General features: G+C 59.4%; 17 protein-coding genes. 7 read left to right on the forward strand and 10 right to left on the reverse strand.

Going from position 1 to position 15,324, the window contains the following annotated elements; genetic code table 11:
- Positions 1–8 precede the first annotated feature (8 nt).
- A complete protein-coding gene (gene hrcA, locus F3H35_RS03915; RefSeq protein WP_149778304.1) occupies positions 9–1,073 on the reverse strand; it encodes a heat-inducible transcriptional repressor HrcA in 1,065 nt (354 codons plus the stop codon).
- A 124-nt stretch (positions 1,074–1,197) separates the two neighbouring features.
- Here hrcA and rph point away from each other — a divergent pair, with 124 nt between their 5' ends.
- Genes rph through hemW form a run of 3 tightly spaced genes read left to right on the forward strand, consistent with a single transcriptional unit; the run spans position 1,198 to position 3,665 of the window.
- Complete coding sequence (gene rph, locus F3H35_RS03920; RefSeq protein WP_149778305.1) at positions 1,198–1,914, forward strand: ribonuclease PH; 717 nt, start codon at positions 1,198–1,200, stop codon at positions 1,912–1,914.
- Entirely contained in the window at positions 1,907–2,515 is a 609-nt protein-coding gene (gene rdgB, locus F3H35_RS03925) for an RdgB/HAM1 family non-canonical purine NTP pyrophosphatase (protein WP_149778306.1), read from the forward strand. Before rph ends, rdgB begins: the two co-directional genes overlap by 8 nt.
- On the forward strand, positions 2,508–3,665 hold the full coding sequence (hemW, locus tag F3H35_RS03930) for a radical SAM family heme chaperone HemW (protein ID WP_149778307.1): 1,158 nt from the start codon (positions 2,508–2,510) through the stop codon (positions 3,663–3,665). Before rdgB ends, hemW begins: the two co-directional genes overlap by 8 nt.
- Before the next feature lie 6 nt (positions 3,666–3,671).
- On the opposite strand, the gene F3H35_RS03935 is transcribed toward hemW, so the two are convergent.
- The 7 genes from F3H35_RS03935 to hemJ all read right to left on the reverse strand — a co-directional run bounded on the left by F3H35_RS03935 (position 3,672) and on the right by hemJ (position 11,045).
- The gene (locus F3H35_RS03935; RefSeq protein ID WP_149778308.1) at positions 3,672–4,580 is read right to left on the reverse strand and encodes a ParB/RepB/Spo0J family partition protein; all 909 of its coding nucleotides are present in this window, start codon (positions 4,578–4,580) and stop codon (positions 3,672–3,674) included.
- Positions 4,581–4,595: 15 nt separating this feature from the next.
- Complete coding sequence (locus F3H35_RS03940; protein ID WP_149778309.1) at positions 4,596–5,405, reverse strand: ParA family protein; 810 nt, start codon at positions 5,403–5,405, stop codon at positions 4,596–4,598.
- Positions 5,398–6,009: a 16S rRNA (guanine(527)-N(7))-methyltransferase RsmG gene (rsmG, locus tag F3H35_RS03945; RefSeq protein WP_149778310.1), complete on the reverse strand. Its 612-nt coding sequence runs from the start codon at positions 6,007–6,009 to the stop codon at positions 5,398–5,400. Before rsmG ends, F3H35_RS03940 begins: the two co-directional genes overlap by 8 nt.
- On the reverse strand, positions 6,006–7,868 hold the full coding sequence (gene mnmG, locus F3H35_RS03950) for a tRNA uridine-5-carboxymethylaminomethyl(34) synthesis enzyme MnmG (protein WP_149778311.1): 1,863 nt from the start codon (positions 7,866–7,868) through the stop codon (positions 6,006–6,008). The genes rsmG and mnmG overlap by 4 nt, the downstream gene beginning before the upstream one ends.
- Positions 7,869–7,880: 12 nt before the next feature.
- Positions 7,881–9,167 carry a tRNA uridine-5-carboxymethylaminomethyl(34) synthesis GTPase MnmE gene (gene mnmE / locus F3H35_RS03955; RefSeq protein WP_149778312.1) on the reverse strand — a complete coding sequence of 429 codons (1,287 nt, stop codon included), beginning with the start codon at positions 9,165–9,167 and terminating at the stop codon, positions 7,881–7,883.
- Between the two features lie 25 nt (positions 9,168–9,192).
- Positions 9,193–10,464: a transcription termination factor Rho gene (rho, locus tag F3H35_RS03960; protein WP_149778313.1), complete on the reverse strand. Its 1,272-nt coding sequence runs from the start codon at positions 10,462–10,464 to the stop codon at positions 9,193–9,195.
- A gap of 131 nt (positions 10,465–10,595) precedes the next feature.
- On the reverse strand, positions 10,596–11,045 hold the full coding sequence (gene hemJ, locus F3H35_RS03965; RefSeq protein ID WP_149778314.1) for a protoporphyrinogen oxidase HemJ: 450 nt from the start codon (positions 11,043–11,045) through the stop codon (positions 10,596–10,598).
- Between the two features lie 411 nt (positions 11,046–11,456).
- Here hemJ and F3H35_RS03970 point away from each other — a divergent pair, with 411 nt between their 5' ends.
- From F3H35_RS03970 to dnaQ, 4 genes are read left to right on the forward strand one after another with little or no spacing between them, the layout of a single operon-like run.
- Entirely contained in the window at positions 11,457–12,053 is a 597-nt protein-coding gene (locus F3H35_RS03970; protein ID WP_149778315.1) for a Maf family protein, read from the forward strand.
- Complete coding sequence (locus tag F3H35_RS03975) at positions 12,050–12,883, forward strand: shikimate dehydrogenase (RefSeq protein ID WP_149778316.1); 834 nt, start codon at positions 12,050–12,052, stop codon at positions 12,881–12,883. Before F3H35_RS03970 ends, F3H35_RS03975 begins: the two co-directional genes overlap by 4 nt.
- Positions 12,880–13,473: a dephospho-CoA kinase gene (gene coaE, locus F3H35_RS03980; protein WP_149778317.1), complete on the forward strand. Its 594-nt coding sequence runs from the start codon at positions 12,880–12,882 to the stop codon at positions 13,471–13,473. Before F3H35_RS03975 ends, coaE begins: the two co-directional genes overlap by 4 nt.
- Complete coding sequence (gene dnaQ, locus F3H35_RS03985) at positions 13,466–14,200, forward strand: DNA polymerase III subunit epsilon (RefSeq protein ID WP_149778318.1); 735 nt, start codon at positions 13,466–13,468, stop codon at positions 14,198–14,200. Before coaE ends, dnaQ begins: the two co-directional genes overlap by 8 nt.
- Before the next feature lie 6 nt (positions 14,201–14,206).
- Here dnaQ and secB read toward each other — a convergent pair whose 3' ends face one another.
- Positions 14,207–14,713 carry a protein-export chaperone SecB gene (gene secB, locus F3H35_RS03990; protein ID WP_149778319.1) on the reverse strand — a complete coding sequence of 169 codons (507 nt, stop codon included), beginning with the start codon at positions 14,711–14,713 and terminating at the stop codon, positions 14,207–14,209.
- Between the two features lie 71 nt (positions 14,714–14,784).
- Positions 14,785–15,264 carry an FxsA family protein gene (locus F3H35_RS03995; RefSeq protein WP_149778320.1) on the reverse strand — a complete coding sequence of 160 codons (480 nt, stop codon included), beginning with the start codon at positions 15,262–15,264 and terminating at the stop codon, positions 14,785–14,787.
- Between the last annotated feature and the right edge of the window lie 60 nt (positions 15,265–15,324).

A 15,324-nucleotide genomic window follows, 5' to 3' on the forward strand; every position in this document is an offset into this window, starting at 1 on the left:
TTTCACCTCTAGCTCCGGTCCGCGATCAGTTTTCCGACCAGTTGCGCCGTGTAGTCCACGATCGGCACGATGCGGCCATAGTTCAGACGGGTGGGACCGATGACGCCCACCGCACCAATGATCTTTCGGTCAGCGTTCATATAAGGAGAGACCACCAGAGAGGAACCCGAAAGTGAGAAAAGTTTGTTCTCGGAGCCGATAAAAATGCGCACACCCTCGCCCTCATCGGCCAGTTCGAGGAATTCGGCGATATCGCGCTTGCGTTCGAGATCGTCAAAGAGGGTGCGGATGCGTTCCAGATCCTGTTCTTCGGTCTCGGCATCGAGCAGATTCGCGCGGCCCCGTACGATCAGGCGCTCATAGGTGTCGCCCTCGCCATCCCACACGGCCAGGCCGCTTTCCACCAGATCGCGCGCCAGTTTGTCGATTTCCTGTCGCCGCTGAGCGATCTGCTTGGAGATCACGCGCTGAAGCTCGCTGAGGGTGCGCCCCTCGGCCAGTGCGTTGAGGAAATTGGCAGCTTCGCGCATTGAACTGGGCGTTTGGCCCGGAGGCGGCGTGAAGATGCGGTTTTCGACATGGCCATCGGCAAAGACCAGCACCACGAGCGCGCGATCCTGCGCCAGACTCACGAATTCGATATGCTTGATCGGCGCCTCGCGCTTGGGCGCCAGAACCAGGGAAGCGCCATGGGTGACGCCGGACAGGGCCGATCCGATCCTGTCGAGGATACCGGACACATCCTTGGAATTGCTGCCAAGGGTGGCGTCGATCATCTCGCGGTCGGTGCTTTGGAGGTCGCCCACCTCGAGCAGGCCATCGACGAACATGCGCAGACCGGTCTGTGTGGGGACGCGACCGGCGCTGATATGCGGGCTTTCCAGCAGGCCGAGATATTCGAGATCCTGCATCACGTTGCGGATTGTTGCCGCGCTGACCTTTTCGCTGAAATCACGTGTCAGGGTGCGCGAGCCGACGGGCGCCCCCGAGGACAGATAGGTTTCCACCACCCGGCGAAACACCTCGCGGGAGCGTTCATTCATCTCTTCGAGAATTTTGCCTTGGTCATTCATGATGGTCAGGCCGTTTTGGGGTATGGCTCGTCATTAAAGACGGCTTGTGGAAAAGGTCAATCGGGGTTGCTATCTGCGTGACACGGACTGTATCCACGGGACGAATTTGTAAAAGGATGACGACATGCGCCCCTCGGGTAGAGATTTAAGTGAAATGCGCCCCGTTTCAATCGAAACGGATGTCACGAAACATGCCGAGGGGTCGTGCATGATCCGTGTCGGGGACACTCATGTGCTGTGCACCGCCAGTCTTGAAGAGCGCGTGCCCCCCTTCATGAAGGGCACCGGGCTTGGCTGGGTCACGGCGGAATACGGGATGCTGCCGCGCTCGACCTCGTCGCGGATGCGCCGCGAAGCAACTGCGGGAAAGCAAGGCGGACGTACCGTCGAGATCCAGAGGCTGATCGGCCGGTCGTTGCGGGCCGGTGTCGATCGGGTGGCTTTGGGTGAGCGTCAGATCACGGTGGATTGCGATGTGATCCAGGCCGATGGCGGCACACGCTGTGCGGCGATCACCGGCGGTTGGATCGCGCTGCGGCTAGCGGTCAACAAGCTGATGAAGGCAGGTGACGTGATCAGCGATCCGCTTGTCGATCCGGTGGCGGCGGTCAGCTGCGGGATCTATGCCGGTCAGCCGGTGCTTGATCTGGATTATCCCGAGGATAGCGAAGCCGGTGTGGACGGGAATTTCATCATGACCGGGAGCAAGCGGCTGATCGAGGTGCAGATGAGCGCCGAAGGGTCGACCTATAGCCGGGAGCAGATGAACCAGCTGATGGATCTGGCGGAAAAGGGCGTGACCGAGTTGGTTGCGGCGCAAAAGGCGGCGGTGAATGCGTAAATTCACGGGCGATACCCTGCTGGTTGCGACCCATAACTCCGGCAAGCTGGAAGAAATCGCCAGCCTGCTGGAGCCTTTCGGCGTCAAGGTGGTGGGTGCCGCGGAAAAGGGACTGGCCGAGCCGGAAGAAACCGAGACGAGTTTCGTGGGCAATGCGCGGATCAAGGCCCATGCGGCGGCCAAGGCCACGGGCCTGCCCGCGCTGTCGGACGATTCAGGCATCGAGGTGGATGCGCTGGATGGCGCACCGGGTGTGTTTACGGCGAATTGGGCCGAAACAGAGACGGGTCGCGATTTCATCATGGCGATGGGCAAGACGCATGACCGGCTGGTGGAAAGCGGTATCCCGCAGCCCTGGACGGCGCGGTTTTGCTGTACTCTGGTGCTGGCGTGGCCCGATGGGCATGACGAGGTGTTCCCCGGAACGGTCGAGGGGCGGATCGTCTGGCCCATGCGAGGGCATGAGGGGCACGGATACGATCCGATCTTTCAGCCTGACGGGTATGAGCAGACATTCGGCGAGATGGACCGCTGGGAAAAGAACCGGATCAGTCACCGGGCCGATGCCTTTGCCAAGCTGGTAAAGGGCTGTTTTGGCTGAGGATTGGCAACAGGGGGGCTTTGGCCTCTACCTGCACTGGCCGTTTTGCGAGGCCAAATGCCCGTATTGCGATTTCAACAGCCATGTGAGCCGTGAAATCGATCAATCCCGCTGGCTTCGAGCCTATTTGCACGAGATCGACCGCTATGCCGGGATGCTGCCGGGACGGGTCTTGAACTCGGTTTTCCTTGGCGGAGGCACGCCCAGCCTGATGGATCCGGATGTGGTCGCCGCCATTCTTGAGCGCGTGCGGCAAAGCTGGCCACAGGCGAATGATCTGGAGGTGACGCTGGAGGCAAATCCGGGGTCGGTGGAGGCGGGACGGTTTCGGGGATATGCGGAGGCCGGTGTTTCGCGGGTGTCGATGGGCATTCAGGCGTTGAACGACGTCGATTTGCGCCGTCTGGGCCGGATACATAGCTTGGCCGAAGCGCGTCAAGCCTATGATATTGCAAGGAAAAACTTTGATCGCGTCAGTTTTGACCTGATTTACGCGAGACAGGATCAAACGGTTGAGGCATGGCGGGCCGAGCTTGGCGACGCGTTGGAGATGGCGGTGGATCATCTGTCGCTTTATCAACTGACCATCGAGCAGGGCACCGCCTTTGCGGATCGCTATGCGCGGGGCGGGCTGAAGGGGTTGCCGGCCGAAGATGCCGCCGCGGATATGTATGAGGCGACGCAAGAGATTTGCGCGGGCGCGGGCATGGACGCTTATGAAGTGTCGAACCATGCCAAACCGGGCGCTGAATCGCGGCATAACCTGATTTACTGGCGCTATGGGGATTATGTTGGCATCGGACCGGGAGCGCATGGGCGCGTGACGCTGGATGGTCAACGCCATGCGACCGAGGCTTGGTCGAACCCCGATCGCTGGCTGAGCGCGGTGGATGCGGGGAAGTCCGAGAAGCAATGGGAGGCGATTGATCCCAAGGATCAGGCGGCGGAATACCTCATGATGGGGTTGCGAGTTCGCGAAGGCATAGATGTTGTGCGTTATGAAGCGTTGGCAGGCGAGGCGCTGTCAGAAGAAAAACTGTTCGAGCTGCGAGAGCTTGGGATGATCGAGAGCAACGGACAGCGGGTATGGGTCACCGAGCAGGGCAGGCCGGTGCTGAACGCGGTTTTGCGGGACTTGCTGGTGGATTGAGAGCGGTCAGTCGCCGGTGCTTAGCATACGGCACAGGGTGTCGAGCTGATCAAGGGTTTCGTAGGTGATGGTCAGCTGGCCCTTTTCCTGCCCTGGCTTGTGATCCAACCGGACAGCCATGCCCAGATTGGCCGACAGATCACCCTCGAGCGCCTTGGTATCGGCGTCCTTTTCCACTGATTTCGACGGCTTCTTCTTGTTACCGGGATCGGCAAAGATGTTGCTGATGGATTTCTTGACCAGCGCCTCGGTTTCGCGAACAGAGAGGCCTTTCTTGATGACCTCGCGCGCCAGGGCCGCGGCATCTTCGGCGGTTATGAGGGCACGGGCATGCCCGGCACTCAGGCGGCCATCGCGGAGATAGGTCTGGACCTCTTCGGGCAGAGTCAGAAGGCGCACCGAATTGGCGATGTAACTGCGGCTTTTGCCCAGAACCTCGGACAGTTTTTCCTGCGTGTGGCCAAATTTTTCCATCAGTTGACTGTAACCGGCGGCCTCTTCCACGGGGTTGAGATCGGCGCGCTGGATGTTTTCAATGATGGCGATTTCCAGCACTTCGGTATCGTTGAAGTCGCGCACCAGAACAGGGATCTGATGCAGCTTGGCCATTTGAGCCGCGCGCCAGCGGCGTTCACCCGCGACAATCTCGAACGCGGTATCGTCTCCGGGCACGGGACGCACGATCAGGGGCTGGATGATGCCCTTTTCCTTGATGGACGCGGCCAGATCGTCGAGCTTGTCCTTGTCGAAGCTGCGGCGCGGCTGATCGGGGTTGGGGCGGATTTTCTCAATCGGAACAGTGCGATCCGCCGACTTCGGGGCATCGGAGGTGATTGCTTTGTCTTCGTTCACGTCGGCCATGAGCGCGGACAGGCCACGGCCCAAGCCGCGCTGTTTGGTTTTCTTGTCAGTCATCCGAAGCTCCTGTGATTACGCAGCGGCGCGCGTCTGATTGGACATCAATTCCCGCGCCAGATCGCGGTAAGCCTGCGCCCCCTTGGACGCCGAATCATATTGCAGAACCGGCACCGCGTAGGAGGGCGCCTCGCTGACGCGGACATTTCGGGGGATGCGCGTCTGGAACACCAGGGCGCCAAGATTATCGCGGGCATCCTGCTCGACCTGCGAAGAAAGGTTGTTGCGCGCGTCGAACATCGTCAGCACGACGCCTTCGATACGCAGATTGGGATTGGCAGTCTGGCGGACCTCGCGAATGGTCAGCATCAATTGTGACAGGCCTTCGAGCGCGAAAAACTCGCTTTGAAGCGGCACCAGCACGGAATGGGCGGCAACCATCGCGTTGACGGTCAACAGGTTGAGCGACGGGGGGCAATCGATCAGGATGTAATCAATGGCGTAGTCGTCCATTGCCGTCTGGCGAAGGGCGTCATGCAAAAGGAAGCTGCGCTTTTCGGTTGCGATCAACTCCATATCCGCCGAGCTGAGATCGACGGTTGCGGGAACAATCAACAGGTTTTCAAAGGCGGTTTCCTGTACGACCTCTGAAAGGTCAATTTCTTCGAGAAGAAGCTCGTATGTGGTAAGTTCACGGTCCGACGCGTCGATTCCAAGGCCGGTCGAGGCGTTTCCCTGCGGGTCCAGATCGATGATCAGGACTTTTTGCCCGGCTTCGGCCAGTGCAGCGCCCAGATTTATCGTTGTCGTGGTCTTTCCAACGCCGCCTTTCTGGTTTGCAACGGCAATGATCTTGGGTCCGCGAGGGCGGGTCGGATCAGACACGGGCGACTCCTGTAATGGTCATGATAACTGGGCCAGTTTCAGTTTTACTTTTAGCAAGCCGGTGCGTGAAGGTCCAAGCTGTTTGCGCGGCCTCGACCTCTTTTTGCCAGTTTTCGCCCTTGGGAAAGATCGCCGTCCCATCGGCGCGCATATGCCGTTCAGCAAAGCCAAGCAGGGTGGTCAGATCGGCCAGCGCGCGCGCCGACAGGACATTTGCCTCAAGGGGCGGGATATTCTCGATCCGGTCATTGATGACATCGGCGCGCGCACCCGTTTCGCGGATCACGGTGTTGAGGAACACACATTTGCGGACATCGCTTTCCACAAGGGTGGTGCGCTTGGGCGATCCGGTTTCAAGCGAAAGAATGGCCATCAGCAAACCCGGAAATCCGGCGCCGGACCCAAGATCGACCCAGTGATCGACCGGATGTGGCGCGAGATCGTAAATCTGAATGGAATCAACGAAATGACGCTGCCAGAGATCCGGGAGCGTCGAGCGCGCCACAAGATTGATCCGGGGCGTCCATTTGCGCAGCAGCACCTCGTAGATGGTCAGGCGCTCCAATGTTTCACGTGAAACATTGAGATCAGGCGCATCGCTCATGCAGTTTTTTCACGCTTGCGCAGGCGCAACCGGGCCATGAGCAACGTCAGGGCTGCAGGCGTCATCCCATCGATGCGCGAGGCTTGCGCCAGATTCGCGGGGCGGGCAGCGGTAAGTTTGGTCTTGAGCTCGTTGGACAGCCCATCGATAGAAGAGAAATCGAGATCAGAGGGAATTTCCTGTGCCTCGTCGCGCTTCATCATTTCAACGTCACGGTTCTGACGCTGGATGTAATTGGCATAGAGCGCGTCCTTCTCGAGCTGCGCCCGTGAGGCTTCGTCGATATCGGCCAATGTCGGATCCAGGGTGAGCAGATGCGAAAAGTCGATATCCGGGAAGGCGAGCAGCTGAAAGGCGGTGCGGCGGGAGCCGTCCTGATTGATTTTCAGTCCGGTCTTGATCAGGTCGCGGGGAGTGAAGCTGGCCGCGTCAAGACGCGCGCGGGCCGTTTCGAGGCGTTCCATCTTTTGGGCGAAAGCCTGACTGCGTTGCGGACCAACAAGGCCCGTAGCTATCCCCAGAGGCGTCAGGCGTTGGTCGGCGTTGTCGGCGCGCAGGGAAAGGCGAAACTCGGCGCGGGAGGTGAACATGCGGTAAGGTTCGGACACGCCACGGGTTATCAGATCGTCAACCATAACGCCGATATAGCTGTCCGAGCGGCTAAAGAGCAGAGGATCACGGCCTTGCACCGCCAGAGCGGCGTTCAACCCGGCGACAAGACCCTGGGCCGCCGCCTCTTCATAACCGGTGGTTCCGTTGATTTGACCGGCGAGATAAAGGCTGGGAACTGCCTTGACCGCGAGCGTGGCGTCAAGGGCGCGCGGATCGACGTAATCGTATTCGATGGCATAGCCCGGCTGCACGATCACGGCATGTTCCAGACCCGCAATCGACCGGACATAGTCGTGCTGCACCTCTTCGGGGAGGGAGGTCGAGATCCCGTTGGGATAAATCAGGTCGTCGGACAGGCTTTCGGGCTCGAGGAAGATCTGATGAGAGGTCTTGTCGGCAAAGCGCACGATCTTGTCCTCAATCGACGGGCAGTAGCGGGGGCCGACGCCGTCGATATGGCCACCATACATCGCGGATCGATCAAGGTTGTCGCGAATGATGGCGTGCGTTTGCTCGTTTGTGTGGGTGATCCCACAGGAAATCTGCCGCGCGGTGGGTGCGTCCGAGAGGAACGAGAACAGCACGGGGTCATCATCGCCGGGCTGTTTTTCAAGAATGTCCCAGTCGATGGTTTTGCCATCGAGCCGGGGAGGCGTGCCGGTCTTGAGCCGCCCAAGCTTGAGCGCGAAACTGTCAAGCCGCTCGGCCAATTTGATCGAGGGCTTGTCGCCCATGCGCCCCCCGGGGCGGGACACGTCGCCGATATGGATGACGCCGCGCAGGAACGTTCCGGTTGTCAGTACGACCGCGCCTGCGGAAATCTCGCTTCCGTCGGCGAGAGCGATGCCGGTGACACGCTCGCCTTTCATCAGGAAATCAGCGGCCTCACCTTCGATGATGCTCAGACCGAGTTGATTTTCGATCTCGGACAGCATCGCCTCACGGTAGAGTTTGCGATCGGCTTGGGCGCGCGGGCCTTGGACGGCTGGGCCTTTGCGGCGATTAAGCAGGCGGAACTGAATGCCGGCCTTATCGGCGACACGCCCCATGACACCGTCGAGCGCATCGATTTCGCGGACCAAATGGCCCTTGCCAAGCCCACCGATGGCCGGGTTGCAGGACATGACGCCAATGCCCGATTTGTTCAGGGTCACAAGGGCTGTGCGCGCGCCGACGCGTGCTGCGGCGCAGGCTGCGTCGCATCCGGCGTGACCGCCGCCGATCACGATGACATCAAAATGTTTCACGTGAAACACTCCTCATTTCCCAAGGCAAAAGCTTGCGAATATTTCGTCCAGGATGTTCTCGATATCGACGCGTCCTACCAGAGAATCGAGCGCACGGATAGCGGTTCGAATCTCTTCGGCGGTAATTTCTGCGGTGTCTTCGCCATCGGGCAACAGGGCAAGCGCCGACTGCAGCGCGGCGAGGCCACGCTCCATCGCCTGTTTGTGCCGCAGCCGGGTGGCGAGACCGGCGCCCGAGGCGCGCTTTGACAGGATCGCCGTGATCCGCGCGATAAGGTCGGACACGCCGAGCCCGGTTTTGCCAGATATACCGTCAGCCGGGTTATCGGAGAGATCGGCCTTGGCGTTCAACACGATGTCGTCAGGTTCGGGGTTGAGATCGGGCGTATCGCCAGCCGTGATCAGGAACACCCTAAGATCGGCCGCCTGCGCCCGGGCAAGGGCGCGCTCGACCCCGATGGATTCGACGATATCATCGGTTTCGCGGATCCCAGCCGTGTCCAGAAGCGTCACGGGCAGACCGCCCAAATCCATGCGGACTTCGATGACATCGCGGGTGGTGCCGGCAACTTCGGAGGTGATGGCGGCATCGCGGCCCGCCAAAGCATTGAGCAAGGTGGACTTGCCCACATTGGGCGCGCCGACAATCGCCACTTCGAAACCAGAGCGAATCCGCTCGGCGGTTGTCACGCCGGAGATTTCACGCTCGAGATCGTTGGTGACACTGGTCACCAGCTCTGTCACCTCGGGGGAGACGTCGACAGGCACATCTTCGTCGGCGAAATCGATCGTCGCTTCCAAAAGTGCGGCGGCGCGGATCAATGATGTTCGCCAGGTTTCAGCCCGTTTTCCAAGATCACCGGAGAGAACACGAAGCGCCTGTCGCCGCTGCGATTCGGTTTCGGCATCGATCAGATCGGCAAGCCCTTCGACCTGAGCCAGATCGAGGCAACCATTTTCCAAAGCACGACGGGTGAATTCGCCGGGTTCGGCCGGACGCAGATCATCGAGCGTCGACAGCGCATCAAGGACAGCGGCGACAACGGCTGTACTGCCATGAACATGGAACTCGACGACATCCTCGCCGGTGAAGCTGTGCCCTTGCGCAAAGGTCAGGACCAGAGCTTCATCAAGGCGCATGCCATCCGGGGCGCGCAGGATGCGCAAGCTGGCTTCGCGCGGAGAGGGGACGGCCCCAGCGAGTGCCTGCGCCGCGCCGAACGCCAGAGGGCCCGACACACGGATAATCGCAACACCGGCTTTGCCCTGCGCCGTCGACAGGGCGTAGATCGTATCCATAGCGTTGCCCCCAAGAAGGCCGGTATCAGGTGTTCATCGAATCGAAGAACTCGGTGTTGGTCTTGGTTTGCTTGAGCTTCGACAGAAGGAATTCGATGGCGTCGGTGGTTCCCATCGGGTTTAGAATCCGGCGCAGAACAAAGGTTTTCTGGAGATCGACCTTGTTGATCAACAGATCCTCTTTCCGTGTGCCGGACTTCAGGATGTCGATGGCCGGGAACACGCGCTTGTCGGCAATCTTGCGATCGAGCACGATTTCCGAGTTACCGGTTCCCTTGAATTCTTCGAAGATCACCTCGTCCATGCGGCTGCCAGTGTCGATCAGCGCGGTGGAAATGATAGTGAGTGAGCCACCTTCTTCGATATTCCGGGCCGCACCAAAGAACCTCTTGGGCCGCTGGAGCGCATTTGCGTCAACGCCGCCGGTCAGAACCTTGCCCGAGGATGGGACGACAGTGTTATAAGCCCTACCAAGTCTTGTTATAGAATCGAGAAGAATAACAACATCTCGTTTATGTTCGACAAGACGCTTGGCCTTTTCAATGACCATTTCAGCAACGGCCACGTGGCGCGCCGCGGGTTCATCGAAGGTCGAGCTGATGACTTCGCCCTTTACCGAGCGCTGCATGTCGGTGACTTCTTCCGGGCGTTCATCGATCAGAAGAACGATCAGATAGCACTCGGGATGGTTCTTTTCGATGCTGTTGGCGATGGTCTGCAAGAGAACCGTCTTACCCGTGCGCGGGGGGGCCACGATCAGCGAGCGCTGACCCTTGCCGATGGGCGCCACCAGGTCGATCACGCGTGGAGAGCGATCCTTGATGGTCGGGTCTTCGATTTCCATCTTGAGGCGCTCATCGGGATAGAGCGGTGTCAGGTTGTCGAACGCGATCTTGTGCTTGGCGCGCTCTGGATCCTGGAAATTGATCTGCTTGACCGTGGTCAGAGCGAAATAGCGCTCGTTTTCCTCGGGCGCGCGAATTTCACCTTCGATCGTGTCACCGGTGCGCAGAGAGAACTGCCGGATCGTTTCGGGCGAAACATAGATGTCATCGGGGCCGGGCAGGTAATTCGCCTCGGGAGAGCGGAGGAACCCGAAACCGTCCTGAAGCACCTCGAGCACGCCGTCGCCAAACACGGTCCAGCCTTCGTCCGCGCGTTCGCGCAGGATCTGGAACATCATCTCGCCTTTGCGCATGGTCGAGGCATTCTCGATCTCAAGCTCTTCGGCCATGGCAAGCAGATCCTTGGCACTGGTCGCCTTCAGATCAGACAGGTTCAAACGGTCTTCGGACATGGGGGGAATTCCTTGGGCATGACAAGCCAGCGAATGCAAAGCGTCATGTCAGCGTCATGAATTGGAAACGGGCCACCCGGACGGGTGCTTGGCAGCTACATACGCATAGCGCATGCACGAGTCAACGACGCTCAGAATTTGATGATGACGGCGAGCACGATCACGACCATCAAAACGGTCGGCACCTCGTTCATCATGCGGTACTGACGGCCGGTCAGTTGATTGCGCCCGGCAAGGAAATCCTTGCGCCGCAGACCGAGCCAATGATGAAACCACGTCATCGCCAGAATGGCCCCACCCTTGGCATAGGGCCAGATCGCGGACCAATCGACGATACCAGGCGTGAACACCATCATCAGACCGAAGACCCAGGACGCGATCATTGCCGGATTCATGATGACGCGCAGAAGCTTGAGCTCCATCGTCTGAAACACTTCATCGCGGCTGTCACCGGGAGAGGATTGCTCGACATGATAGACATAAAGGCGTGGCAGATAGAACAGCCCTGCCATCCACGAGATGACGGACATGATATGGAACGCTTTGCTCCAAGGATAGAGCACGATCAGGATATCGCTCATCAAGGGCCTCTTTCTTCGCTGTCTTCTCTATAAATAAAAATAAAGATTAAAAAGGTGATTGTTTGGAGTAGAGGAGCCATGAACCTGTGGATTAGCGGCTTGTCACATGGTTATGAACAGACCCGGAGCCATGTGGATAAAACCGTTAATTAATTTGTGAATATTGCATTCAAAGCTATTAAAGCATTTATTATCAGATGCTTATGATAGACCGTGACAGAAGAATAACTTGAGGACAGATGCAGATCGACTTGGGTTATTCAGCGGACTGACTTATTCATATCCCCTGCGGATGAACGGAAGCCTTTTCGTGCGAGATGACGGAAGAAGTCCGGAGTCCTCGCCGGGGATGGATTTCTCGCCGATCAGTTCTTAAACCTTCGTTAAGATATCCAAGAGGTTGTCCACAAGATGACGGAAATCATCCTTGCGTCGGGATCCGAGATCCGGCTGACCCTGTTGCGCAATGCCGGGGTCGAGGTGACGGCGATTCCGGCGCGCGTCGATGAGGATGCGTTGCGAATGGCGATGCAGGCCGATGCCGCGCCGCCGAGGGATATCGCCGATGCGCTGGCCGAGATGAAGGCCCAGAAGATCAGCGCCAAGCATCCAAGATCCCTGGTGATCGGGTGCGATCAGGTTCTGAGTTTCGAGGGTGATATCCTGAGCAAGCCGGAAACCCCCGAGGACGCCCGCGACCAACTGGAACGGATGCGCGGCAAGCGGCACGAATTGCTGTCCGCCGCGGTGATCTGCGAGGAGGGGCGGCCGATCTGGCGGCATGTGGGCGTTGTTCGCATGGTGATGCGGCCGGTGTCGGATGGCTATCTGGACGACTACGTGGCGCGGAACTGGGACAGTATCAGACATTCTGTCGGCGCCTATAAGCTGGAAGAGGAAGGCGTGAGGCTTTTCGCGCAGATACAGGGCGATTATTTCACGGTTCTTGGTTTGCCCTTGCTGGAGCTTTTGTCCTATTTGACGGTGCGAGGAGATCTGGAAGGATGAGTATGGAGAAAATCCCGTTGGCAGGGGTGATCGGATCGCCGATCGCGCATTCCAAGTCACCGCAACTGCATGGTCACTGGCTGAAGGTGAACGGGCTGAGGGGGCATTACATTCCGATGGATATCAGCCCCAACGATCTTGAGACCGTGCTGCGCACGCTGCCGAAAATGGGGTTTGTCGGCCTGAATGTGACGGTGCCCCACAAGGAAAAGGTGATGGAGTTCGCCGATCTGGTGACGGATCGGGCGACCTTGATTGGTGCGGCGAATACGCTGATTTTCCGCAAGGATGGCCGGATTCATGCCGATAACACGGATGGCTATGGCTTCATTCAGAACCTGCGTGAGAATGCGCCGAAGTGGAACCCGAAAGCAGGGCCCGCCGCGGTTCTGGGGGCAGGTGGTGCAGCGCGGGCGGTGGTTGCGTCCTTGCTGGATGCGGGTGTGCCCGAGATCCTGATTTCCAACCGGACCCGAGTGCGCGCCGAAGCGCTGAAAAACGATTTCGGCAAGCGGCTGACGGTGGTGGATTGGGTGCAGGCCGGCAATATGCTGGAAGAGGCGGTGACAGTGGTGAACACCACATCGCTCGGCATGATCGGAAAGCCGCGCCTGCGGGTGCCGCTGGATGGGCTGCGCAAGGATGCGGTGGTAACGGACCTTGTCTATGCACCACTGAAAACACGTCTCCTGGCCGAGGCCGAAGAGGCCGGTTGCGTGACGGTCGATGGGCTGGGCATGCTTTTGTATCAGGCGGTTCCAGGGTTCGAGCGCTGGTTCGGCGTGCGGCCCGTGGTGGATAGTGCGGCACGGGCAGCGGCATTGCGATGAGCTTTGTTCTGGGTCTGACCGGGTCGATCGGCATGGGCAAATCGACAACGGCTGCCATGTTTGCCGACGAGGGCTGCGACCTTTGGGATGCAGATGCGGCGGTGCACCGGCTTTATGCCGAGGGCGGCGCAGCGGTTGCGCCCATGCAAGACGCCTTTCCACAAGCGGTGGTGGATGGTGCGGTATCGCGCGCGCGGCTGAAAGAGATCATATCCGAAGATCCTGCTGCCTTGAGACGGATCGAGGCGATTGTTCACCCGCTGGTCGCAGAGGATCGGGCCAAGTTCATCGCCGGCTCGACGGCGGATATCGTTGTTTTGGATATTCCGCTGCTGTTCGAGACGGGCAACGAAGCGCAGGTCGATGCCATCGCTTGCGTGATCGTCCCGCCAGAGGAGCAACGCGCCCGTGTGATGGACCGGGGCACCATGACCGAAGCACAATTCGAAGCGATCCGGGACAAACAGATGCCGGCGGAGGAAAAGTGCCGCCGGTCCGATTATGTCATCAAGACCGATACGCTTGAGGCTGCGCGCAAACAGGTTCAGGATGTGGTCAGCGACATCAGGAGCAAGCTGGCCAATGCGTGAGATCGTTCTGGACACGGAAACCACCGGCTTCGACCCGGAGCAAGGCGACAGGATCGTCGAGATCGGGGCGCTGGAGCTTTACAACCACATGCCCACGGGGCGGACCTTTCATCATTACATCAATCCCGGACGCGGAATGCCGCAAGAGGCGTTCGAGGTGCATGGGATCGGTCCCGACCTGCTGGACGAGCCACGCCCCCCGCGCCCCGGAGAGATCACGCTGAAGGACAAGCCGCCGTTCGATCAGGTCGCGCATGCCTTCATCGAGTTCGTGGGGGATGCAAAACTGGTGATCCACAACGCGGCGTTCGACATGAAGTTTCTGAATGCCGAGCTGGGTTGGTTGAAGCTACCGCTTTTGCCGTGGGAGCAGGCCATCGACACACTGGCGATCGCGCGGCGGAAATTTCCCGGCTCGCCCGCGTCGCTCGATGCGTTGTGCCGGAGGTTCGCGATCGACAATACCGCGCGGACATTGCATGGCGCGCTTCTGGATTCCGAAATTCTGGCGGAGGTCTATCTGGAGCTGATCGGCGGCCGTCAGCCGGATTTCGCGCTGTCGACACATCCTGTCGCGCAATCGGGCAGTGCCGAGACCGACATCGGATGGCGGCCAAAGCCACGGCCGCAGCCCCTGCCGCCCCGCATCAGCGAGTCCGAAGCCGCCGCCCATGCGGCTTTCATCGAAACCCTGGGCGACGGCGCGCTTTGGAAAAAGCTGGGATAGACCCGATCAGGCGTCAGGCGTGGCCTTTTCGGCGGATTGTGCTTGCTGACGGCGGGCGATTTCGTTGCGATAGAGCTGGACGAAATCCATGTTTTCAAGGTTCAGGGGCGGGAAGCCACCGTCACGGGTGACATCGTTGACGATCCGGCGAATGAACGGGAACAGCATCCGGGGACATTCGATCATCAGGAAGGGATGCATTTGCTCGTCGGGCACGCCTTCGATGTGGAACACGCCGGCATATTCCATTTCCAGAACGAACAACGCCTCGTCGGTGGCCTTGTTCTTGGAGTCGATGCGCATCTTGACGACGACTTCATACTGATGCTCGACCGAACGTTTCTTGGCGTCAAGGCTGACGCCGACCTGAACATCGGGGGTGACTTCACCGCCGGTGCCGCGCTGCGACAGGACGTTTTCGAACGACAGGTCACGAATGAACTGGGTGAGAGTGTTCATCTTGACTTGAGGCTGTTGGGCCTGTGCGGCTGCCCCGTTTTCTTGTTCCGACATGTATCGACTCCACTGAAATGACGTTGGGCGAAGGATTAGCAGGAAGGGTTGGGGGCCTCAATCACAAGACGTCAATGCCGCGTCGTCCAGCCGGAGGGTTTGTGCGTGGGACGCTTGGTGGGGTCGACCTCGTGATACTCACCGTCGATGATGCCGGGATCATGTGGAGGGCGCGGCGCATCGCGCCCCATCTCGAACCGGGTGACGTGCACACGTTTGCGAAGGTATGCCAGCACAGCGACGCGCACCGGTGGCATCAGCAGGGCAAAGCCAACGGCGTCCGTGAAAAAACCCGGTGTCAGCAACAAAGCGCCCGCGACAAGGATCATCGCACCATGAGCAAGCGGTTCTGTGGGGTCGTCGAGCTCGGAAAACGAGCGGCGCAGATCGTTCATCGCCAATCGACCTTGGGTGCGCACAAGCCAAGCGCCCAGAACTGCCGTGAGGATGACGATGGCAAGCGTTGGCCAGAGGCCGATGGCGCCGCCGACCTGTATGAACAGGGCGATTTCGACAACCGGCACCGCAAGGAAGGCCAGAAACAGCCACATGGTCGCAACTCCTATGTCTAATTTGCTTGCAAGGTGGACTTGCTTGCCCGCGTCACCTAC

The organism is Roseovarius litoreus (genome assembly GCF_900142765.1).
Lineage (GTDB): Bacteria > Pseudomonadota > Alphaproteobacteria > Rhodobacterales > Rhodobacteraceae > Roseovarius > Roseovarius litoreus.

What these genes read in the sequence shown, in the direction of transcription:
- secB (WP_149778319.1), bottom strand. Translation starts at nt 14,713, where the DNA reads ATGTCGGAACAAGAAAACGGGGCAGCCGCACAGGCCCAACAGCCTCAA.
- F3H35_RS03970 (WP_149778315.1), top strand. Translation starts at nt 11,457, where the DNA reads ATGACGGAAATCATCCTTGCGTCGGGATCCGAGATCCGGCTGACCCTG.
- rsmG (WP_149778310.1), bottom strand. Translation starts at nt 6,009, where the DNA reads ATGAGCGATGCGCCTGATCTCAATGTTTCACGTGAAACATTGGAGCGC.
- coaE (WP_149778317.1), top strand. Translation starts at nt 12,880, where the DNA reads ATGAGCTTTGTTCTGGGTCTGACCGGGTCGATCGGCATGGGCAAATCG.
- rdgB (WP_149778306.1), top strand. Translation starts at nt 1,907, where the DNA reads ATGCGTAAATTCACGGGCGATACCCTGCTGGTTGCGACCCATAACTCC.
- rho (WP_149778313.1), bottom strand. Translation starts at nt 10,464, where the DNA reads ATGTCCGAAGACCGTTTGAACCTGTCTGATCTGAAGGCGACCAGTGCC.
- F3H35_RS03995 (WP_149778320.1), bottom strand. Translation starts at nt 15,264, where the DNA reads ATGTGGCTGTTTCTGGCCTTCCTTGCGGTGCCGGTTGTCGAAATCGCC.
- hrcA (WP_149778304.1), bottom strand. Translation starts at nt 1,073, where the DNA reads ATGAATGACCAAGGCAAAATTCTCGAAGAGATGAATGAACGCTCCCGC.
- dnaQ (WP_149778318.1), top strand. Translation starts at nt 13,466, where the DNA reads ATGCGTGAGATCGTTCTGGACACGGAAACCACCGGCTTCGACCCGGAG.
- mnmE (WP_149778312.1), bottom strand. Translation starts at nt 9,167, where the DNA reads ATGGATACGATCTACGCCCTGTCGACGGCGCAGGGCAAAGCCGGTGTT.
- F3H35_RS03975 (WP_149778316.1), top strand. Translation starts at nt 12,050, where the DNA reads ATGAGTATGGAGAAAATCCCGTTGGCAGGGGTGATCGGATCGCCGATC.
- F3H35_RS03935 (WP_149778308.1), bottom strand. Translation starts at nt 4,580, where the DNA reads ATGACTGACAAGAAAACCAAACAGCGCGGCTTGGGCCGTGGCCTGTCC.
- rph (WP_149778305.1), top strand. Translation starts at nt 1,198, where the DNA reads ATGCGCCCCTCGGGTAGAGATTTAAGTGAAATGCGCCCCGTTTCAATC.
- hemJ (WP_149778314.1), bottom strand. Translation starts at nt 11,045, where the DNA reads ATGAGCGATATCCTGATCGTGCTCTATCCTTGGAGCAAAGCGTTCCAT.